Source organism: Streptomyces sp. A0642, from assembly GCF_004795105.1.
In the GTDB taxonomy this organism is placed as follows: Bacteria; Actinomycetota; Actinomycetes; order Streptomycetales; family Streptomycetaceae; genus Streptomyces.
Genome location: NZ_SSBL01000015.1, coordinates 146,004 through 165,600 on the forward strand (window position 1 = coordinate 146,004; position 19,597 = coordinate 165,600).

23 protein-coding genes and 1 tRNA gene are annotated in these 19,597 nt (G+C 73.0%); 10 read left to right on the forward strand and 14 right to left on the reverse strand.

Annotation, left to right across the window (positions count from 1 at the left end):
* Positions 1 to 7: 7 nt before the first annotated feature.
* On the reverse strand, positions 8 to 370 hold the full coding sequence (locus tag E6R60_RS23865; protein ID WP_136328673.1) for a cupin domain-containing protein: 363 nt from the start codon (positions 368 to 370) through the stop codon (positions 8 to 10).
* A 207-nt stretch (positions 371 to 577) separates the two neighbouring features.
* On the opposite strand from E6R60_RS23865, the gene E6R60_RS23870 reads away from it, so the two are divergent.
* Both E6R60_RS23870 and E6R60_RS23875 read left to right on the forward strand, forming a co-directional pair.
* Positions 578 to 1,519: a pseudouridine-5'-phosphate glycosidase gene (locus tag E6R60_RS23870; protein WP_136328674.1), complete on the forward strand. Its 942-nt coding sequence runs from the start codon at positions 578 to 580 to the stop codon at positions 1,517 to 1,519.
* A complete protein-coding gene (locus E6R60_RS23875; protein WP_136328675.1) occupies positions 1,516 to 2,418 on the forward strand; it encodes a sugar kinase in 903 nt (300 codons plus the stop codon). The genes E6R60_RS23870 and E6R60_RS23875 overlap by 4 nt, the downstream gene beginning before the upstream one ends.
* Positions 2,419 to 2,483: 65 nt before the next feature.
* Here the strand turns inward: E6R60_RS23875 and E6R60_RS23880 are convergent, their stop codons facing one another.
* A complete protein-coding gene (locus E6R60_RS23880; protein WP_136328676.1) occupies positions 2,484 to 3,131 on the reverse strand; it encodes a uridine kinase in 648 nt (215 codons plus the stop codon).
* Positions 3,132 to 3,200: 69 nt separating this feature from the next.
* Between E6R60_RS23880 and E6R60_RS23885 the strand changes: the two genes are divergently transcribed.
* Positions 3,201 to 3,566 (forward strand): nuclear transport factor 2 family protein, encoded by a 366-nt coding sequence (locus E6R60_RS23885; protein WP_136328677.1) that lies wholly within the window; start codon positions 3,201 to 3,203, stop codon positions 3,564 to 3,566.
* A gap of 58 nt (positions 3,567 to 3,624) precedes the next feature.
* Here E6R60_RS23885 and E6R60_RS23890 read toward each other — a convergent pair whose 3' ends face one another.
* Both E6R60_RS23890 and E6R60_RS23895 read right to left on the reverse strand, forming a co-directional pair.
* The gene (locus tag E6R60_RS23890) at positions 3,625 to 4,149 is read right to left on the reverse strand and encodes a cupin domain-containing protein (RefSeq protein WP_206309494.1); all 525 of its coding nucleotides are present in this window, start codon (positions 4,147 to 4,149) and stop codon (positions 3,625 to 3,627) included.
* A 99-nt stretch (positions 4,150 to 4,248) separates the two neighbouring features.
* Positions 4,249 to 4,926 carry a helix-turn-helix domain-containing protein gene (locus tag E6R60_RS23895; protein ID WP_136328678.1) on the reverse strand — a complete coding sequence of 226 codons (678 nt, stop codon included), beginning with the start codon at positions 4,924 to 4,926 and terminating at the stop codon, positions 4,249 to 4,251.
* An 85-nt stretch (positions 4,927 to 5,011) separates the two neighbouring features.
* On the opposite strand from E6R60_RS23895, the gene E6R60_RS23900 reads away from it, so the two are divergent.
* Positions 5,012 to 6,223 carry a pyridoxal phosphate-dependent aminotransferase gene (locus E6R60_RS23900; RefSeq protein ID WP_136328679.1) on the forward strand — a complete coding sequence of 404 codons (1,212 nt, stop codon included), beginning with the start codon at positions 5,012 to 5,014 and terminating at the stop codon, positions 6,221 to 6,223.
* A gap of 30 nt (positions 6,224 to 6,253) precedes the next feature.
* Entirely contained in the window at positions 6,254 to 6,907 is a 654-nt protein-coding gene (locus tag E6R60_RS23905; protein WP_136328680.1) for a peptidase, read from the forward strand.
* Between the two features lie 278 nt (positions 6,908 to 7,185).
* On the opposite strand, the gene E6R60_RS36790 is transcribed toward E6R60_RS23905, so the two are convergent.
* Together E6R60_RS36790 and E6R60_RS23910 are read right to left on the reverse strand one after the other, a co-directional pair.
* Positions 7,186 to 7,272: transfer RNA gene (locus tag E6R60_RS36790), tRNA-OTHER, on the reverse strand.
* A 38-nt stretch (positions 7,273 to 7,310) separates the two neighbouring features.
* Entirely contained in the window at positions 7,311 to 8,042 is a 732-nt protein-coding gene (locus tag E6R60_RS23910) for a hypothetical protein (protein WP_136328681.1), read from the reverse strand.
* Between the two features lie 203 nt (positions 8,043 to 8,245).
* Between E6R60_RS23910 and E6R60_RS23915 the strand changes: the two genes are divergently transcribed.
* Positions 8,246 to 8,812, forward strand: coding sequence for a DUF3574 domain-containing protein (locus E6R60_RS23915; RefSeq protein WP_136328682.1), 567 nt, complete (start codon positions 8,246 to 8,248; stop codon positions 8,810 to 8,812).
* Between the two features lie 183 nt (positions 8,813 to 8,995).
* Here the strand turns inward: E6R60_RS23915 and E6R60_RS37970 are convergent, their stop codons facing one another.
* Positions 8,996 to 9,169 (reverse strand): HXXEE domain-containing protein, encoded by a 174-nt coding sequence (locus E6R60_RS37970; RefSeq protein WP_346766086.1) that lies wholly within the window; start codon positions 9,167 to 9,169, stop codon positions 8,996 to 8,998.
* An 83-nt stretch (positions 9,170 to 9,252) separates the two neighbouring features.
* Here E6R60_RS37970 and E6R60_RS37510 point away from each other — a divergent pair, with 83 nt between their 5' ends.
* Entirely contained in the window at positions 9,253 to 9,510 is a 258-nt protein-coding gene (locus E6R60_RS37510; protein WP_276614023.1) for a TetR/AcrR family transcriptional regulator C-terminal ligand-binding domain-containing protein, read from the forward strand.
* A 66-nt stretch (positions 9,511 to 9,576) separates the two neighbouring features.
* Entirely contained in the window at positions 9,577 to 9,885 is a 309-nt protein-coding gene (locus E6R60_RS23930; protein WP_136328684.1) for a hypothetical protein, read from the forward strand.
* 18 nt (positions 9,886 to 9,903) lie between these two features.
* Here the strand turns inward: E6R60_RS23930 and E6R60_RS23935 are convergent, their stop codons facing one another.
* From E6R60_RS23935 to E6R60_RS23945, 3 genes are all read right to left on the reverse strand, one after another.
* A complete protein-coding gene (locus tag E6R60_RS23935; RefSeq protein ID WP_136328685.1) occupies positions 9,904 to 11,232 on the reverse strand; it encodes an SWIM zinc finger family protein in 1,329 nt (442 codons plus the stop codon).
* A complete protein-coding gene (locus tag E6R60_RS23940; RefSeq protein ID WP_136328686.1) occupies positions 11,229 to 14,255 on the reverse strand; it encodes a DEAD/DEAH box helicase in 3,027 nt (1,008 codons plus the stop codon). The genes E6R60_RS23935 and E6R60_RS23940 overlap by 4 nt, the downstream gene beginning before the upstream one ends.
* Positions 14,256 to 14,650: 395 nt before the next feature.
* A complete protein-coding gene (locus tag E6R60_RS23945; protein WP_240802657.1) occupies positions 14,651 to 15,763 on the reverse strand; it encodes a slipin family protein in 1,113 nt (370 codons plus the stop codon).
* A gap of 285 nt (positions 15,764 to 16,048) precedes the next feature.
* Here E6R60_RS23945 and E6R60_RS23950 point away from each other — a divergent pair, with 285 nt between their 5' ends.
* Positions 16,049 to 16,396: a hypothetical protein gene (locus tag E6R60_RS23950; protein ID WP_136328687.1), complete on the forward strand. Its 348-nt coding sequence runs from the start codon at positions 16,049 to 16,051 to the stop codon at positions 16,394 to 16,396.
* Positions 16,397 to 16,514: 118 nt separating this feature from the next.
* Here E6R60_RS23950 and E6R60_RS23955 read toward each other — a convergent pair whose 3' ends face one another.
* Both E6R60_RS23955 and E6R60_RS23960 read right to left on the reverse strand, forming a co-directional pair.
* Entirely contained in the window at positions 16,515 to 17,000 is a 486-nt protein-coding gene (locus tag E6R60_RS23955; RefSeq protein ID WP_346766087.1) for a DoxX family protein, read from the reverse strand.
* A 178-nt stretch (positions 17,001 to 17,178) separates the two neighbouring features.
* Entirely contained in the window at positions 17,179 to 17,874 is a 696-nt protein-coding gene (locus E6R60_RS23960; protein WP_136328688.1) for a class I SAM-dependent methyltransferase, read from the reverse strand.
* A gap of 275 nt (positions 17,875 to 18,149) precedes the next feature.
* Between E6R60_RS23960 and E6R60_RS23965 the strand changes: the two genes are divergently transcribed.
* Positions 18,150 to 18,452, forward strand: coding sequence for a DUF6343 family protein (locus tag E6R60_RS23965; protein ID WP_206309495.1), 303 nt, complete (start codon positions 18,150 to 18,152; stop codon positions 18,450 to 18,452).
* A gap of 71 nt (positions 18,453 to 18,523) precedes the next feature.
* On the opposite strand, the gene E6R60_RS23970 is transcribed toward E6R60_RS23965, so the two are convergent.
* Together E6R60_RS23970 and coaE are read right to left on the reverse strand one after the other, a co-directional pair.
* Positions 18,524 to 18,892 (reverse strand): tetratricopeptide repeat protein, encoded by a 369-nt coding sequence (locus tag E6R60_RS23970; protein WP_136328690.1) that lies wholly within the window; start codon positions 18,890 to 18,892, stop codon positions 18,524 to 18,526.
* A gap of 128 nt (positions 18,893 to 19,020) precedes the next feature.
* Positions 19,021 to 19,590 (reverse strand): dephospho-CoA kinase, encoded by a 570-nt coding sequence (gene coaE, locus E6R60_RS23975; RefSeq protein WP_136328700.1) that lies wholly within the window; start codon positions 19,588 to 19,590, stop codon positions 19,021 to 19,023.
* Between the last annotated feature and the right edge of the window lie 7 nt (positions 19,591 to 19,597).

Consider the following 19,597-nt stretch of genomic DNA (forward strand, 5'->3'; position numbering starts at 1 on the left):
CGGACGCTCAGAGGCTGATGTGGTAGGCCTTGCGCAGCGTCTCGTGCACGGTCCACGTCGTACGGTCGCCCTCGCGCAGGACACAGGCGTCGCCGGGCCCGATCTCCAGCGTGGCGCCGCCCTCTACCTCCACGGTCGCGCGCCCGCTGACGACGACGAACAGCTCGTCGGCCTCGGTGTCCGTGACCACGCCCGGCGTGATCTGCCAGATCCCGCGCACCTGCTTGCCGTCCGGTGACTCCCACAGCACCTTGCCGGTGACCTCGGGGTCGCCCGAGACGATCTGCCCGGGTGCGAGCGGTTCCGGTTCGAGGACGGCGTCAGGAATGCTCACGGCAAATGAGGGGACAGCTTGATCAATTGTGGTCATGGCCGGTCACCTTAGCCACTGTCCGTGGGCGTCTCACCACCAGGACGCCGGACCGTTCCCGAGGCCGCCCGCCGGGAGCAGCGCTGTCCGAGGCTCCAGCACCGGCATCGGCACGCCACCGCCGCCGCCGGCACGCGAGGGGGCGCCTTCCGGCCGCCCCGGGGAGCACACGTTTGAGTGCGGCCCGTGCGCGACAGGGATGTGGACATGTCACCCACTGAGCCGTCCCCCGCCACCCCCGTCGCTCCGGTTCTCTCCACGGAGGTACGGGAGGCCCTTGCCGCGCGCCGGCCCGTCGTCGCTCTGGAGTCGACGATCATCGCCCATGGCCTGCCCCGTCCCCGCAACCTGCGCGTCGCCGAGGAGCTGGAGGACATCCTGCGGTCGGCGGGTGTCGTGCCCGCCACGGTGGCCGTGCTGGACGGCACCGCCCGGGTCGGCCTGGACAAGGCCCAGCTCGAACGGGTCGCCGAGGACCCGGCGGTGCGCAAGTTCGGGCACCGGGACCTCGCGCCCGCGCTGGCGACGGGTGCGAGCGGGGCGACGACGGTGTCGGCGACCGCGTTCCTCGCCTCCCGGGCGGGCCTGCGCGTCTTCGCTACCGGCGGGCTGGGCGGCGTGCACCGGGGCTGGACCGAAACGCAGGACGAGTCGGCGGACCTGCGGCTGCTGGCCCGGACGCGCATCACCGTGGTCTGCGCGGGAGTGAAGTCGATCCTGGACGTGCCCGCCACGCTGCAGCGCCTGGAGACCCTCGGGGTGGGAGTGCTCGGCTACGGCACCGACCGGTTCCCCGGCTTCTATCTGAGCAGTTCGGGCGAGCCCGTCGACTGGACCGTACGCTCGCCCGAGGAGGTCGCCGCCGTGATGGAGGCGCAGGACGCGCTCGGCGGTCCGGACGCCGCGCTGATCGTGGCCAACCCCGTACCGCGGGACGAGCAGCTCGATCCCGTCCTGCACGACCGGGTGCTGGACCGGGCCCTGGAATCCTGCCGGGAGCACGACCTCTCCGGGCAGGCGGTCACGCCGTATCTGCTCGACCAGTTGATGCGGGGAACCGAGGGGGCCTCGCTGGAGGCCAATCTGGCGGCCGTCCGCGGCAACGTGGCGCTCGCCGGACGGATCGCCGCGGCCTGGGCCGTCCGGTGACCGGCGGGCTCCTCGTCGTCGGGGACGTGGTGACGGACGTGGTGGCCCGGCACGGCTCGGCCCTGGTCCACGGCACGGACACGGCCGCCAGGATCCGGACGCGGGCCGGCGGCGCGGGGGCCAACGTGAGCTGCTGGGCGGCTCGTTCGGGCTGCCGTGACGTGCGGTTGGTGGCCCGTGTCGGCACCGACTCCGCGGACTGGCACCGCGACCTGCTCCGGCGCGCGGGCGTGCGCGCCCTGCTGGCCGTGGACGACGACGCGCCGACGGGCACCGTCGTCGCGCTCGTCGATCCGTCCGCCGAGCGCACCTTCCTCACCGACAGCGGGGCGGTGCTGCGGCTCTCCGTCGACGACTGGTCTCCCTCGATGCTCGACGGCGTCGCCCACCTCCATCTCTCCGGCTACCTGCTCTTCGCCGCGACCAGCCGTGCGACGGCCCTGCTCGCCCTCCGGGAGGCCCGGCGGCGGAACGTTCCGGTGAGCATCGACCCGGCGTCGGCCGGATTCCTCGCCGAGCTGGGCGTCGACCGGTTCCTGGCCCTGACCGAGGGTGCGGCTCTCCTGCTGCCCAACGCGGACGAGGCCAGGCTGCTCACCGGCCTGCCGGAACCGGCCGACGCGGCCGCGAAGTTGAGCCTGCTGGTCCCTCAGGTCGCGGTGACTCTGGGCGGGGGCGGCGCCCTGCTGGCGACCGCGGGGGCGGTGACGGCCCGCGTTCCGGCCGAACCCGTGCACACGGCCGTGGACTCCACGGGGGCCGGCGACGCGTTCACCGGGGGCTTCCTGGCCGCCCGGCTGGCGGGCGCCGATGACGCGACGGCCGTCGCGGCGGGGTGCCGGGCGGGGGCGGAGGCCGTCATGACCGTGGGCGGGCGGCCGCCGCTGCCCGCCGGCTAGAGACGACCGCGCCATTCACTCCCGGCTGCCGGGCAGGGGCCCGTCCGTACCCGGCGACTCGCCGACTACCCGTCCTGCCGCAGTCCGGTCCAGGCGGGGTGGTGCGGATCGTCGGCTCTCACGACCGCGTCCGCGCTGCCGGCGGGCGCCACCTCCTCCTCGTACCGGGCGAAAGCGGGCAGGGTCCACTGCTCGCCCTCCCCCGTACGCCGCCGCAGGGCGGCCGCCGACAGCCTCAGGTGGACGCTCAGGTCGAACGGGAACCAGTGCCCCAGCAGCAACGGGCCGTGCAGAACCAGCACCCCGCCCTCCGGCAGGTGCCGGTACGGGCTCCGCGTGGCCCGGTCCGTCACCGGGTCCCACAGATCGGGCAGCACCTGCCCGCTGCCACCGGGCTCCAGCGGACCGAACACCTCACGCCACAGCGCGCCGGTGTCGAACCAGCTGCCGTAGTACGAGTCGGGGTCCGTCCTGCCGTACTCGTACCGCAGACTGGCCGGCCGCAGGAACCCCGCCGTGGACACCGGGAGTACCGCCCGGCCGAGCAGCCTCAGCCCCTCGGCGACGGACTCGGCCAGCTCGCCGGTCGGGGCGGCCGGAGCGCCGTCGACGGCGATCTTCAGCCAGGGCCCGCCGTCGGCCGGCTTCAGCGCGTCGGCGTACGCGGCGAGCTCGTCCGCCAGCCGTTGCCAGGTGATCGCTTCGAATCGCACGGGCCCATCCTGCTCCCCCCTGGCGAAAATCCGCAGCCCGCAGCGGTCGGGCTCGATACGGTCCTGCGCATGGATCTCGCAAGCGCCCGCAAGTTCGCCGCCGACTGGCAGGACGACTGGAACTCCCACGACCTGGAACGCATCCTGGCCCACTACCACGAGGACGTGATCTTCAGCTCCCCGATGATCGCCCGGTTCACCGGCGACGCCTCGGGCACGGTCCGCGGCAAGAGCGCGCTGCGCGCCTACTGGGCGCGGGGCCTGGAGCTCATCCCCGACCTCGCGTTCGAGGTGATGGACGTGCGGGTGGGAGTCGACACGGTGGTGATCGACTACCGCAACCAGATCGGCGGCCGGGTGTACGAGGTGCTGACCTTCCGCGACGGCCTGGTGAGCTCCGGCCTCGGCGCGTACGGGGAGACACTCGCCCGCTGACGGCCGGCGCCCGCCGGCCGGTGGCCGGCCGGGGGCGCCGGAGGGCGGGTGCCGCGTACTACCTCCCCGGGCCGCAGTCCACCGCGTCGGCGTCGTCGGAGAGGGGGCTGCCCTCGGGCAGCAGATAGGTCACCCAGAGGACGACGGGCTCGCTGCCCAGGTTGCGGCCGATGTGGCGGTGCTTCGCGCCCGAGGGCTCGATGAAGGACGTGCCGGCGGGGGTCGCCTCGACCGTGCAGTCGTCCAGAGTCCGGGTCAGCGTCCCGGACTTGACGACGGCGATCAGCTGGCCGCTGTGGGTGTGCCAGCCGGTGGAGCCGCCCGGCTCGATGGTGATCGTCCGGAAGGTGACGTCGGTGCGCCCCTTCGGCGTCTTGACCTTCAGCGTGCCCAGCGAGGTTCCTTGTGCGACCACGGTGCCGCCCACCCCGCTGCCGGGGGTGGCGACGGCCGCCGCCGGCACGAAGGCGAGCGCGGCCACGCAGCCCCCGATGACCAGCGCCTTCCTCAGCCCTCCCTGCGACGATCCCTGCGACCGCCGCCCCTGTCGCGACTGCCTCTCCTGGTGTCTGCCGAATCTCACGGGCGACTCCTGCCTCTCGGTGTCCCGGACATCCCAAATGCCCCGATGCTACCCAGAAGTTGACCGTACGAATCGCGCCATCGCACACCACCGCCGCTGTCACGCGCCGCGTAGATCCGCCGCCAGCGGCCCGTCGCCGGTCACCTCGATCCGCCCGTCCTTCACGGCCTCGGCGAACGTCAGCTCACCCCGGCCCAGCGCCAGGCAGAGTTCGGCGTCGAGAACGATGCGCGCGTCGGCGCGAGCGGCCGGCCCGTCCCCGTAGACCGGTTCGCCCGGCACCGGCTTCCCCGTACGGACATGGAACTCGCCTTCGTCCACCCGCACATCGACCACTCCGGCGGCGTCCGGCCCCCCGGCCCCGTCCAGCGCGCGCAGCAGCGGCAGGGCGAACCAGTGCGCCCGGACCGCGTCCGTGGGCCGTCGCTCCACGAGGGCCGGCGCGCCCCACTCGGCGAGCGCCGCGAGGACGGGCAGCAGCCCGTGCCCCCGCTCGGTGAGTTCGTAGACCGTGGCGGCGGCGGGCGGCGGCAGTCTGCGGCGGGTGACCAGCCCGCCCTGCTCCATGTCCTTGAGCCGCGAGGCCAGTACGTCGGTACTGACACCCGGGAGGTCCGCGTGCAGGTCGGTGTAGCGGCGCGGCCCGGCCAGCAGTTCACGGACGATCAGCAGGGTCCACCGGTCGCCGACCGCGTCCAGCGCCCGGGCGCCGGCACAGAACTGGTCGTAACTCCGGCGTCGGACCGGGCGGGTTGCGGGCTGTTGCTGACGTGGCATGCGACGCAGTCTAGACATGTTGTTGGACTTTCCAAGCCCAAGCTTGGTAAAACCAAGTATCGCAATCGGGTCGGGGAGGCACCGCATGGAATTCCGCCAGTCCAGCAAGCTCAACGAGGTCTGCTACGAGATCCGGGGCCCCGTCATCGAGCACGCCAACGCCCTGGAGGAGGCGGGCCACAGCGTGTTGCGGCTCAACACGGGCAATCCGGCGCTGTTCGGCTTCGAGGCGCCGGAGGAGATCGTCCAGGACATGATCCGGATGCTCCCGCAGGCCCACGGCTACACGGATTCGCGCGGCATCCTGTCCGCCCGCCGGGCCGTGGCCCAGCGCTACCAGACGATGGGGCTCACCGAGGTCGGCGTCGATGACGTCTTTCTCGGCAACGGCGTCTCCGAGCTGATCTCGATGGCGGTGCAGGGGCTGCTGGAGGACGGCGACGAGGTCCTGATCCCCTCCCCCGACTACCCGCTGTGGACCGCGGTCACGACGCTGGCCGGCGGAAAGGCCGTGCACTACGTGTGCGACGAGGCCTCGGACTGGAACCCCGACATCGCCGACATGGCCTCGAAGATCACCGACCGCACCCGGGCCGTCGTGATCATCAATCCGAACAACCCGACCGGCGCCGTCTACCCGCGCGAGGTCCTGGAGTCCATTCTCGACCTGGCCCGCCGGCACGGCCTGATGGTGTTCGCCGACGAGATCTACGACCAGATCCTGTACGACGACGCCGAGCACCACAGTGTGGCCACCCTCGCCCCCGACCTGGTCTGCCTCACCTTCAGCGGGCTCTCGAAGACGTACCGCGTCGCCGGGTTCCGCTCGGGCTGGATGGTGGTCTCGGGCCCCCAGCAGCACGCCCGCAACTATCTGGAGGGGCTGACGATGCTCGCCTCCATGCGGCTGTGCCCCAACGCCCCGGCGCAGTACGCGATCCAGGCCGCGCTCGGCGGCCGTCAGACGATCCGGGACCTCGTGGTGCCCGGGGGCAGGCTGTACGAGCAGCGCAACCGCGCCTGGGAGAAGCTGAACGAGATCCCCGGGGTGTCATGCGTGAAGCCGAAGGGCGCGCTGTACGCCTTCCCGCGCATCGACCCCAAGGTGCATCCGATCGTCGACGACGAGAAGTTCGTCCTGGACCTGCTGCTGCGGGAGAAGATCCAGGTCGTCCAGGGCACGGGCTTCAACTGGCCGCGGCCCGACCACTTCCGCATCCTGACCCTCCCGTACGCTGACGATCTTGACGCGGCGATCAGCCGCATCGGCCGCTTCCTGGCCGGCTACCGGCAGTGAGCGGCCGCCGGCGATGAACGGATACCGATCGTGAGCTGTCCCGCCTGCCAGGTCCCGGTGCACACCCAGTTCGCCTCGTTCGACCTCGTGGGGCCGATCGTCGAGGACGGGCTGGACCCGGCGTCCGACCCCGCCTGGGCGGACTCGGGCGCGAGCTCGGCGGCCGAGTACGCGCGCTGGGCGGGTCATCTGTGCGGGATGACCTGTCTGCGCATGGCGCTCGGCACGGACGCCCCGTCGCTCTTCGCGCTGCGGGACGGAGCGTTGGGGTACGGCGCGTACACGGAGGACGGCGACGGCACGATCCGGGGCCTCGTCTACGCGCCCTTCGCCGCCTACGCACGAGAGAAGCACGGCCTGGAGGCCACGGTCCACCGGCATCTCGCACCGGCGGAGATCCTGGATCTGCTGGACGAGGGCCGGTCCGTCATGGCGTCGGTCCACTACGCGATCCGCCACCCGCGACGGCCGGCTCCCGGACGCGGTGGGCACCTGGTGCTCGTGACGTCACGCACCGCCGACGGGACGGGCGTCCACTTCCACAACCCGTCCGGCACCTCGGCCGCGTCCCGGGCGGCCGAGCTGCCGCTGGCCGGGTTCGAGCGCTTCTTCGCCGGGCGCGGGGTGTCCCTGCGGGCGGCGGGTGGACGCACGCCCGGAACGGGAGCGGGCCCGGGGGCGTAGCCGGCCCCCGAGCCCTGTGATTGCCGCCTGTACGGCACGCCGGCACTTTTAAAGGTCCCGTGTCAGTCTGATGTCGCCGCGTCCTGCCTTTAGACGACCGCGGATCGAAGCTCCGCGGGCCGGAGTCGAACCGGCATCTCGACGCGCACGGGCACGGGCCCGGTTGATCCGGCGATAGGCGGCGCATGCTGAGTCTGGAGCAAGAGTCTGAGATTGATCGCGGCCTGCCTCTGCCAGTTGGGCTACCCCGGCCCGCGTCCGTACGGAAGGTACGGAAGTGCCGGGGGGAGGACTCGAACCTCCACCTGAACCGCGTCGTCACGACAAACTTCAGTTTCAGCTTTGCGCTCCTCGCGCACCCCGGCGGCGTTGGCCGCCGCCGGGGATTCCATGGTCGGTCACCTCATCCGAAGAGGTAACCGAAGACCGCATCACCCACCCGCTGGTCCGTGACGTCCACGCCGTTGGCCTCCTCGCGGGCGAACTTGACGGCCTGCTGGAGCTTCTCCACCCGGTCGAGCAGTTCGTTGATCCGCCGCGCGGGCAGCGCCCCGGAGAACTTCACCGTCGTCCAGTACCCGATCGGGATGTCCTCGTAGTACACCTCGACCTGCGCCGGGTGCTTCTCGGTGGCCTCAGCCTTCACGTGGTTGCGGGGCACCTTCTTCGTACGGAGGGTCCGCACCGGCTCGGTCTTCCAGGAGTCGGTGGAGGGGTCCTGGGTCCACGCCTCGGAGGCGTCGAGCACCGGGAGCTTACGGACGAAGGTGTTGATGTCGGTGAGCTGCTTCTCCAGGAAGAGCAGATACGACACCGGCACGTCGCTCACCAGGACGCGTCCGTCGACCGAGACGTCGGCGCGGGCCGCGCAGTTCGCCCAGTCCTTCGTGGCGGTCACGTCGAAGAGGCGGGTGAGGGTCGCCGCGGTCTCCCGCAGCACGTCCTCGGCCTTGATCTGCACCAGGGTCGACTCGGGCGGCAACTGCTCGCCCTCCTCGTCCTTCGGCTGGTACGTCCGGGAGATGCCGGCCAGCAGTCCGGCCTTCTGGAGGCCGTGATGTGCCGCCGTCAGGTCCTGGTGAGCCTTGGACTTGACGCCCTTCTCCACTGCGATGATCTGATTGAGTTTCGCCACGTCCAGGAAGCTAGCAACGACAACACGGGTCGCACCAGCGGTTTTTGCCGTGCTGGATGCGCCCGGTCGCACCGATGCGCTCCCGCCCGTTCGGGTGGATCGCCCGCACGGCCCATGTCCCTCCGCTGTCCGGCGGGGGCCGCTTGCGACAGTGAGCCCCGCGCGTACGCGCCCCTCCCCGCTCCTGGAACGAAGGGCTTTCCATGTCCCGTCTCCCCCGCCTCTCCCCCCTCCCCCGTTTCACCGCCGCGAGCAGCCCGGCCGCTCCCCGCCGCCCGGGATCCGCGGACGTCCGCCTCCGCCCTCGGCGCCGCCCCGCGCTCGCCGCGGCCGTCGCCTGCCTGGCGGCCCTGGCCGTGGGCACGCCCGTCGCGTACGCCACGCTGGGTGCGGGCTCGTCCGCCGAGAACCGGCCGGCACCGGTCGCCGCGACACGGGGCAAGGACTACGTCGAGACGCGGCTGTTCTTCGGCACCGAACGGCCGGACGGGGGCCCCGATGTGACCGACCGGCAGTTCCTGGACTTCATCGACGCCGAGGTCACCCCGCGCTTCCCCAACGGGCTGACGATCCAGGACGGGCGGGGACAGTGGCGGGACTCCCACGGAGTCATCGAGCGGGAACGCAGCTACGAACTGACCCTGCTCTACCCGGCATCCGAGGCCCGCCTGCGCGATCCCCAGATCGAGCGGATCCGCGACGCCTACGAGAAGGCGTATGCCCAGGACTCCGTGGCACGGCTGGAGGAGCGTACGACGGCCGACTTCTGACCCCGGCGCGGGGGCGAGGGCCGCACCCGGGGCGCCCGTCGGCGCCGGGCGGTCACGCGTCGGCCCCGCCCGGTCACGCACCCGCCCCGCCCGGTCACGCGCCGGCCGTACGCCGTCCGGTCAGGGCGCGGGCTGCCGCGTGCACGCCCACCACGGCCACCGGCAGGAACGCCGCCCCGGCGGTCAGGGCCCTGCCTCCGCCCACCGGGACGCCCGCCGCTCGCAGCTCCGGTGCAGCGCCCAGAGCGAGTACGGGATGACGACGGTCGGCGACGCGGCCGCCCCCGGGGCGTGTCCGCCGTACGCCGCCGACTGAGCCAGGTGCGCCACGCCGTGAAGTCCCAAGCCGACGAGCACGGCGCCGGAGAACGGGCTGCGTCCGCCGGTGCGCGCGGGCCGTCACCTCGGGGTCGGGCCTGCCGGACGACGAACTCGCCAGGCTGACACGCGACTTCTTCGCCGACCGGCTCTTTCGGGAGCAGCCGGTCTTCTTCGCCGACCGGTTCTCCCCGGAGCAGCCGGTGTTCGCCCGCGCCGCCGCTCGTGGCGGACCTCCCCCGGGCACCGACCCGATGCTGCTGCTCGGCCTCGTCGCCGGAGCCGCAGGGATGCGCGCGCTGTTGCGGAGCGAGCCCGTTCCGCCGGGTTTCGCCGCTGCCGCCGTCGGCGCCGTGCTGCCCGCCCGCGGTGACGCGTGAGCCGTCGGGTACTGTTCCGCGGCCGGGTGCCGGGGCACCGGGCGCCGACCAGTGGGGAGCAGCCGCATGGGCACGCCGATACGTCACTTCACCGCGACGACCGAGCAGGGGCAGGTCTTCACGGTGAACATGGAGCGGGATTTCCGGTACGACCCGTACCGGGATTTCCTCGTCTGTACGCACTGCGACTGGTCGCCGTCGCTCCTGACGACGCGGCGGATCCTCGACATGGCCGGAGAGCACCTGGCGGCCGCTCACGGCGCCGGCCGGGGGCTGGCCCAGCAGGAGGACGCGTCCTTCCGCAAGGCGCGGTTGATCATGCTTCCGGTCGTCGTCGTCCTGCTGATCGGGCTGCTGATCTTCCTGAACAGCTGAGCCCACGGGGCCGGCCGGTCAGCCGCCGCTGAGCTCCAGGAGCGCGCCCACCGGGTCGGGATCCGGCGCGGCTCGGGGCCACCATTCGTCCTCGCCGGGTTCGGACTCGTAGCCGTACCACCGGCCGTCATGGCCGAAGCGGAGCTGGAGCGTGCCGCCGGGGTGGTTGAGGTGATTGCGCCAGGGCTGGAAGCGCGGGAAGCCGGCCGCCGCGAGGGCCGGACGGGCGCGGTCGAACGGGCCGGCCGGGGGGTCCCACGGTGTCTCCAGGACGGCGAGCCCCTCCACTCCGCCCTGACGCCAGGCGGCGACGGCCCGGGCCAGGTCGGTGATGTTGCGGCCGGTGGCGGAGGCCAGTTCGCGGTAGAGGGCGCGGGTGGTGGCGGTGAGCCCGGCCGTGGGACGGGCGGCTGCCAGCCTGACCGCGTCCTGCCAGGCGGTGAGCCCGGCCAGCGGGTCCGCCCCGGTGGTGAGCAGCGCGTGGGCGCGGGCGGCCGCGTCGGTGGCGAGCTGGTCGAGGGCGAGCGGGTCCCTGGCCCCGGGGAACTCCGGGTACGAGGGCGGCTGGCCCGGATGCGGCTCCACGGGGAACGGGGCGGGCAGCGGGGGCAGGAAGCGGTCGGCGAGCGCCTGCTGGGCCGGTACGGACGGGGTGGCGGGCGCCGCGGGCCGCTCCCGCGCGGAGTGTGCGGCGTTGCGGCGGCCGAGGTCCTCCACGAGTGCGCGCTCGCCCCTGCCCCGGAGCAGCAGGAGGACGAACGGGTCGGCGTCCAGGAGGCGGGCCATCTGGTAGCAGAGCGCCGCCACGTGCTTGCACGGCCAGCCGCGGTCGGGGCAGGAACAGCCGGGATCGAGGTCGTCCGCGACGGGGAGCAGGGCGACACCGGCGGCGGCTGCCGTGTCGGCGAGGGAGTACGGCATCTCCTTGGCGAGCAGCGCGGCGAGATGGCCGGGGCGGGCGGCGACCGCGTCGAGGAAGGTGTCCCAGTCGGGGTCCGCGAGGGTGCGCAGCCGGAGCTCCGCCCGGTAGGGGCGGGGGCGGCTGCCGTGCACGTAGGCGACGACGCGTCCGGGGGTGACGGTGATCGCGGCGACGTTCCCGCTGTCCGCGTACGCGCGTCCGCGGGCGAGCCGGGAACCGTCCATGGAGAGGTCTTCCAGGGCGGCCACCCAGGCCCGGCCCCACCAGCTGTCCGCGAACGGCTCGTCGTCGCCGGACGTGCGCGCCGGCACGGCCTCGAAGGTCCGCCGGAGGTCGTCGGGGCCCGGCCGGGACCGGGCGACGGGCCGCGCGGCACGCCCTGCGGCCGGCGACGGCCCGGAGGCGGGGCGGGGGCGGGGGCTCATGACGGCCTCCGGAGCGAGACGAGATCGGCCAGGTCGCGGTCGCTGAGCTCGGTCAGCGCGGTCTCCCCGGAGCCGAGGACGGCGTCGGCCAGTGCCCGCTTGGCCAGCAGCATCTCGCCGATCCGGTCCTCGACGGTGCCCTCGGCGATCAGCCGGTGCACCTGGACCGGCTGGGTCTGGCCGATGCGGTAGGCACGGTCCGTCGCCTGCTCCTCGACGGCGGGGTTCCACCAGCGGTCGTAGTGGATGACGTGGGAGGCCCGGGTGAGGTTCAGGCCGGTGCCTGCGGCCTTGAGGGAGAGCAGGAAGACGGGCACCTCGCCGGACTGGAAGCGGTCCACCATCCGTTCCCGCTCGGCCACCGGCGTACCGCCGTGCAGGAGCTGGGAGGGGACCGCCCGCGAGGTGAGGTGGGCGGAGAGCAGCCGGGCCATCGTCACGTACTGGGTGAAGATGAGCACGGAGCCGTCCTCGGCGAGGATCGTGTCGAGGAGCTCGTCGAGCAGGGCGAGCTTCCCCGACCGGCCGGTGAGCCGGGTCGGCTCCTCCTTCAGATACTGCGCCGGATGGTTGCAGATCTGCTTGAGCGAGGCCAGCAGCTTCATGATCAGGCCGCGCCGGGCGATGCCTTCCGACGCCTCGATGTACGCCATGGTCTCGCGCACCGTGGCCTCGTAGAGCGTGGCCTGTTCGCGGGTGAGGAAGACGGGGTGGTCGGTCTCCGTCTTGGGCGGCAGTTCGGGGGCGATGCCGGGGTCCGACTTCTTGCGGCGCAGCAGGAACGGCCGGACCAGCCGGGAGAGGCGTTCCACCGCTTCGTCGTTGGCGATCCCGGCAGCGGTTCCGGTGTTCTCCACGATGCGGGCGTGGCGGGCCCGGAACGCCTTGAGGGGACCGAGCAGCCCGGGAGTCGTCCAGTCGAGCAGGGCCCAGAGCTCGGAGAGGTTGTTCTCGACGGGGGTGCCGGTCAGGGCGACCCGGGCCGGGGACGGGATGGTGCGCAGCGCCTTCGCCGTGGAGGAGTGCGGGTTCTTCACGTGCTGGGCCTCGTCGGCGACGACCAGGCCCCAGCTCTGGGCGGCGAGTTCCGCCGCGCTGGAGCGCATGGTGCCGTACGTGGTGAGCACGAATCCGCCGTCGGGGTCGGCGAGGGTGCGGCCGGTGCCGTGGAAGCGCCGTACGGGGACGCCGGGCGCGAAGCGGTTGATCTCCCGGTGCCAGTTGCCCAGCAGGGAGGCGGGGCAGATCACGAGCGTCGGCGAGGGGTGGGCGCGGTGCAGATGGAGGGCGATGAGCGTGATCGTCTTGCCTAGACCCATGTCGTCGGCGAGGCAGCCGCCGAGGCCCAGCGACGTCATCCGGTCCAGCCAGGCCAGACCGCGCAGCTGGTAGTCGCGCAGGGTGGCGTCGAGGCCGGGCGGCGGTGCGATGAGGGTGTCGTCCTCCACGATGCGGGCGCGCAGTTCGGCCAGGGCGCCGACCGGCACCGCCTCGACCTGCTCGCCGTCCACCTCGGCGCTGCCGGTCAGGGCGACGGCGAGTGCGTCGACCGGGTCGAGCAGCCCCAGCTCCCGCTTGCGCGCCTTGCGGACGAGAGCGGGGTCGACGACGACCCACTGGTCGCGCAGCCGCACCACGGGCCGGTGCGCCTCGGCGAGCACGTCCATCTCGGCCTCGGTCAGCTTCTGGTCCCCCAGCGAGAGCTGCCAGTTGAACGCGAAGAGCTGTTCGGCGTCGAAGAAGGAGGTGCCGTCGGTGGCCGAGCCGGGCGCGGGCCGCACGACCGCGGCGGCGGTGAGGGTGCGGGCGAGCTCTCTGGGCCAGTGCACGCTCACTCCGGCGGCCGCCAGCCGCGCGCCGCCTGTGCCCAGCAGTTCGTACAACTCGTCCTCGGTGAGGGCCAACACGTCGGGGACGGGCTGCTCCAGCAGGCGTTCCAACGGGGCCCAGACGCGGGCGGCGCGGCGGAGCGCGAGCACGGCGTCGATCCGGGCCCGGGGACCGAAGGGCTCGCCGGCCGTGCCGTCCCACAGGGCGGCCGCGTCGACGACATAGGTGGGGTCGGCGAGGCTGTGCACCTGGGTGATGGCCGCGCCGGCATGCCGTGCGGCGGCGGGTGCGCCGTCGCCGCCGTTCCGTGCCGGGCCCGCCGGGCCGTCGTCGTGCGCCCGGTCTGCCGGACCTTCCGCGTCTGCCGGGGCCTCCGTGTCTGGCCGGTCTTCCGAGTCGAAGAGTTCGTACGCGGAGAGGTCCAGCCGGAGCGACACCCGTACGCCCGCGTCGAGTCCTGCGGCGACCTCCACGGCCCACTCGCGGGCGCCGGGCAGATGCCGGCCCTCCCGGGCGGCGAAGGGCGCGCCCATGGCGAAGGCTGCCGCAGGGGTCCGGGGCAGGGTGTCGGCCACCGCGTCGAGGAAGGAACCGATGAGCGGCCCGGGATCGGGGACCTCGAGGGGAGTGCGGTCGGGGAGAGGGGTGGCGTATCCCTCGGCGGGCATGGCCGCCGCGACGGCACGCAGATGAGCGACGTCCTCGGCGTCGCGCGGTCCGGCCCGCCAGGCGTCGTGGTCGTCGGCGGTCAGTCCGGGGAGCATCCGGCCGCGGGACACCAGGTGGAGCGCGTGCAGCGTGGCGGCGCCCCAGCAGCGGGTGGCGGGGTGCGCGGAGCGCAGATGGCGGGCCCGGGCCAGCAGGGGCACGGCTTCGGCCAGGGGAAGCAGCAGGGCGGGCACGGTCTCCCGGCGGACGTCCCCTTGGCCGCCGTGGCGACGCACGACGGTGATCTCGGACGTCCGCACGCCCGAACCGTCCGCCTCGGCGGGCCCGGCGGAACCCGCAGCCTCCGAGGATGCTTCTGCCAGGGCGCCGGGCCCCCACAGGTCACCGGGCTCGGGCAGCGGGTGCCCTTCCGGGTCCCAGAACGCCATCCGCCCCTCGCGCGGGAGCGCGGCGGGCAGGAAGACTGCGGCACAGCGCAGCAGGCGGCCGACGGCCGCGTCCTGCGGTGGCGGTGCGATACCCACCGGCCCCTCCTCCTTCCCGGCCGGGGCCCGTTCGTGAGCCCGTGCGTCCTCGGTGTCGTCGGTCTTCCGTGCCTGGTCAGCGCTGTCCGCACCGAATCCCTCTGCTACGCGAGTCTAGGCGGGGGGTCTGACATCGATGCCCGTGGCCGATTCCGGTGGACGGCGCCCGGGCAAGGGGCGCGTGGCCCGGGGCCGATCCATGCCCGTGGCCGATACCCGTGGTCGGACGCCCGGGTCGGCGGTCACGTGGCCCGATTCCCGTGGTCGGACGCCCGGGCCAGCGGTCGTGGCCCGATTCCGGCTGACGCGGCGAACCGGCCGCCGCCGTGCCCGCAGCTCGTACGGGGTCCGGCAGCGACCGGAGCATGACCGGGCAGAGGGGGCCGCAGGCGGGGTCAGTGCCTGGCGAGCGGCTTCGAGCCGGTGGGGCGGGACGTCCCGGAATCGGAGGCCGAGACCGTCGGCGTAGCGGGGCGCAGGCGGCCGGGGCCCGACGCCGGTGGAGCAGGAGGGGCCGGCGGAAGACCTTCGGCCGGCGGGGGCGGCTCGGTCGGCGGAAGACCTTCGGCCGGTGCGGGCGGCTCGCCCGACGGAGGTGCGGACTCCGCCCCACCGCTCGGTGTCTCCGGCGTGCGTACACCGGGCTGTCCGGCCGGCACGTCCGGTGAGCCGCCGCCCCCGGTGCTCGGCGCCTCCGGCGCGGGGTTCACGGGCTGCGGGACCGGCTGGGCGGTCTGCTGCGGGGCAGGCTGCTGGGCCCGTTCCAGGAAGCGGAGGAGTTCCACCGGGAAGGGCAGCACCAAGGTGGAGTTCTTCTCCGCGGCGACGGCCACCACCGTCTGCAGCAGCCTCAACTGCAACGCCGCGGGCTGCGCGGACATCTCCGATGCCGCCTCGGCCAGCTTTCTGGACGCCTGGAGTTCCGCGTCCGCGTTGATGACCCGGGCACGCCGCTCACGGTCGGCCTCCGCCTGGCGGGCCATGGAGCGTTTCATCGTTTCCGGCAGCGAGACGTCCTTGATCTCCACCCGGTCGATCTGCACGCCCCACCCGACCGCGGGGCTGTCGATCATCAGCTCCAGGCCCTGGTTGAGCTTCTCCCGGTTGGAGAGCAGATCGTCCAGATCGCTCTTGCCGATGATCGAACGCAGTGATGTCTGGGCCATCTGCGAGACGGCGAACCGGTAGTCCTCCACCTCGACGACCGCGCTCGCCGCGTCGACCACCTTGAAGTAGATGACCGCGTCCACGCGCACCGTGACGTTGTCCCGGGTGATCCCGTCCTGCGCCGGCACGGGCATGGTCACGATCTGCATGTTGACCTTGCGAAGCCGCTCGACGCCGGGAAGCACCATCGTGAAGCCGGGCCCGCGCACATCGTCGCGGAGTCGGCCGAGCCTGAGCACGACGCCCCGTTCGTACTGCTTGACGATCCGGGCGGCCGCCACCGTGTACACGGCGCCCGCCGACACCACCCCGACCGCTGCGATCAAGAGCTCCTGGACCATGACGGCCCCCTGCCGGCCGGAAGAACGGAACATCTGCCTCGCGCCGTACCGGACGCCCTCCCTGTCAAGCACCGTCCACATCAGGCGCTAATACCACGTTATGCCCCGTTTTGTCATCGGGCGAACCTCCGCCCGCGCTCCCGTCCCCCGCCCGGCCTCTCCCCGGATGCCGGGCCCACCCGGAGCGGGCAGGGTGACCAGCGTCAGCACGTCCCTCCGTGGCGTACGGAGTGGCGTGACGGAGTGCGTACGGATGAGCCGGACGAGACAGACGAGGACCCGCCCATGCCCGTGATCGACCACCGACGCCGCCGTCTCGGCATCGCCGCCGGGACCGCGCTCCTGACCCTCACCGTCGCGGGCTGTTCGGGCCTCGGCCGGACCGCTGTCGGTCCGGTCATCTACACGACCGAGCGGGACGCCGTGATCATGGTGAACAGCCCCTCGGTGAAGGGATGCCACCGGCTCGCCCCCGCGGGAGCCAAGAAAGTGTTCAACGAGACCCTGATCGACATCATCCTGTACCCCACACGGGACTGCACCGGCCCGGGCACGACGTACGTCGCAACCACGCTCTCCGACGTCAACGCGCCCAGCGCGCGGCCGTGGCGGAGCTTCACCACGGTGCACTGACCGCCGCAGCTCCCGGGACGCCGGAACTCGGAGCTCCCGGAACCCCGGAACGGGCAGGTACCGGGTGCGCGGCCCTGACGGGCGGCGCTCCCGGTACCTGCCCGTTCCGGCATCGGCCTCACGCACTGCGGCGGACCCGGGCGACCAGGGCCGCCGTTCCGTCCCGGCGGTCCCGGGCGATCAGGACCATCACCACGATGAGCACCGCGGGCATGACCGCGTTCGGCGGGTCGAGCAGCGTCAACTGGACGATGGACGCGCCGGCCAGCAGTCCGCAGAAGGCGATGGCCGCCACTCCGGCGAGGACCGGGATCAGCAGCGCGATCGCCCCGGCCGTCTCCAGCCCGCCGATGGCGTACATGGCACCGTGGCCCCAGCCCATCCGGTCGAAGGACTCGACAGCCGACTCATGGGCGATCAGCTTGGCGACGCCGCTGAAGCCCAGGAACAGGGCGAGGACGTAGCGCGCCACATTCAGCGCGACGGCGCCCCGGCCACGGCGGCCGGCGGCAGCGGGAGAAGAGGGGGCGGCAGACGCGGATGCGGCCGTCGTGGACTCGGACATGATGGTCTCCTCGGGGAAGCGGTGCGCGGTGTCGCTCACACAAGGTCAGACCCCTCACCCGCCGACAACTCATCGCTCCGCCACCCGCGAATCCGCCCCGCCGCCCCCACACTCGGGCGCAGCCCGCACCCGGACGCGCGCCCCGACCCCCGCCGCCCGAATACTCGGGCACAGCCCGCATCGCACCCGGACGCGCGCCCCGACACCTGCCGCCCGATTACTCGGGCACAGCCCGCACCCAGACACCGTCGTCCGTCAGATAGCGGTCCACCCGCAGCCCGGCCGCCTCCAGATATCCCTCGAACTGCTCCTTCGACAGCGGCCGCGAGAGGAAGGTCTGGGTCCAGCGCGCGTCCGCGAAGTCGTACTCGGCGCGCACCGAACGCACCCCGTCCCCCACCGGCTCGGAGGAGACGATCCGCGTGGTGTACCCGGCCGGATGGACGCGCTCACGCGGCAGTCGGGCGTGGTAGTCCTCGCCCTCGCGCTGGAGCAGCACCGATCCGCCGTCGCGCACATATCTCCGGCAGGTCCGCAGCAGCCCGTCCCGCACCTGGTGGTCGCCCGCATGCACCAGGAAGGACGCCAGCATGACCACGTCGAAGGTCTCGTCGCCGAGGTCCAGGGACTCGATGGGGCTGCACACCGTGCGCGCGCCCCGCACCTGCTCCAGCATCTGCGCCGACTCGTCCACCGCCGTGACGTCGAAGCCCCGGCCGACCAGCGGATGCGTCACCCGGCCCGCCCCGCAGCCCAGTTCCAGAATGCTCGCTCCGGCGGGGACGGCCGCTGCGATCACGTCCGGTTCGTCGGCGACGGCCAGGCGGGTGTACAGCTCGACCGCGCAGCCGTCCGGGGTGATCGCACCGGGCCCCGACCCTGAATACCCCTCACGCACCACTCGTCCACTCATACCGGCCGAACGAACGGTCGGCACCCGCCGTTCCCCGGCGAGCGGCCGGCACTCGCCGTACCCCCGACCCGCGCACCGTTCCCCGGCCCTCACCCCAACCGCCCGCCGGCTGAGCACCGACGACCGGGCGGACGCCCGCGAACCCGGGACCTGCGGACCGCGCCGTCCTCCCAGCTGCGCCGTTCACGATCCGGTGCCGTCCTCCCGCGCCGTGCCGTTCCCAGCCCACCCCACTTTTTTCCCTCGGATCACCGCATGAGCACCGTCGCGGGTCCATGCTGGGAGGAGAGGCGATCGCGATGCGTACCGGTAACGAACCGACGACTGCCCGCAGTCCTCTGCGGATGCGGCTCTGGCTGAGTCTGTGGGGCACGGCCTGGGCGGCATTCGGCCTTATCGCCTTCAGCCTCAACGGCCGGCCCGGCTGGGCCGCGGCCTGCGGGGTGCTCCTCCTGCTGGTCCTGACCGACCTGGCCGTCGTCGTCCACCGCATGCGTCAGGGCCCGCACTACCAGCCGGGCCGCACCATCCCGCCGTACGAACCCGATCACGGGAAGTCGGCGCGACGCGAGCGCTGAGAGCGCGGCGGCGGTACAGGCGCTGGACGTGCGAGCTGGAGCCCTCAGTCCTCCGCGTCGGTGCGAGCCCGTCAGCCCTCCGCGTCGAAGCGGGCCGCCCTCAGATACTCCGGGTTCGGGTCGAGGGCCGCCGCCAGCCGGAAGTGCCGTCTGGCCCGCTCCGGGTGGCCGGAGCGCTCGAAGGTGCGGGCGAGCGCGAAGTGCGCGAACGCGTTGTCCGGCTCCCGCTCCAGGACCAGTTCGAACTCGAGCTCAGCGGGGCGCAGTTGGGCTGCCGCGAAGAAGGCGCGGGCGCGCAGCAGCCGGGCGGCGGTGTTCTCCGGGTGGGAGGCGATCACCGAGTCGAGCAGGTGGACCGCGCCACGCGGATCGCGCGCGGCGAGAAGCTGCTCAGCCGCGCGGAAGTCGATGACATGGGTTTCCGGGTTCCTCTCGGGCACAGTCGCATCCTTCCCTCATCCATCGTCACGTGAACACCGGCCCGGCGTCCCGTGTTCCGCGGCGGGGGTCGGGAAGCCTCGCCTGCCCCGGCCCGGCGTCAGGCCGCTTCAACTGTCCCGGCCCGGCGTCAGGCGGCCGCGGCCCGCCGGGTCAGCTCCGCCCAGACCGTGCGGACCTGCGGTTCCAGCGCCGCGAGCGGTCCGTCGTTGTCGATGACCAGGTCGGCCACCGCACGCCGCTGCTCCCGGGTGGCCTGGGCGGCCATCCTGGCGCGCGCCTCCTGCTCCGTCATCCCGCGCAGGCGTACGAGCCGGTCGAGCTGGGTCTCCGGCGCCGCGTCGACGACGACGACCAGGTCGTAGAGCGGGGCGAGGCCGTTCTCGGTGAGGAGGGGGACGTCGTGGACGACCACGGAATCCGGGCCCGCGGCACGTTCCAGCTCGGCGGAGCGGGCGCCCACCAGCGGGTGGACGATCGCGTTGAGGGCGGCGAGGCGCTCGCTGTCGGCGAAGACGACCGACCCGAGCTTCGGGCGGTCCAGGGTCCCCTCGGCGGTGAGGATGCCGCTGCCGAACTCCTCGACGACCTCGCGTGCGATCCGGTCGGCGTCGATCAGGACGGCTCCGTATCCGGCGAGCATCCGGGAGACTTCGCTCTTGCCGGCTCCGATACCACCGGTCAGGCCCACTTTCAGCATGGGCGGC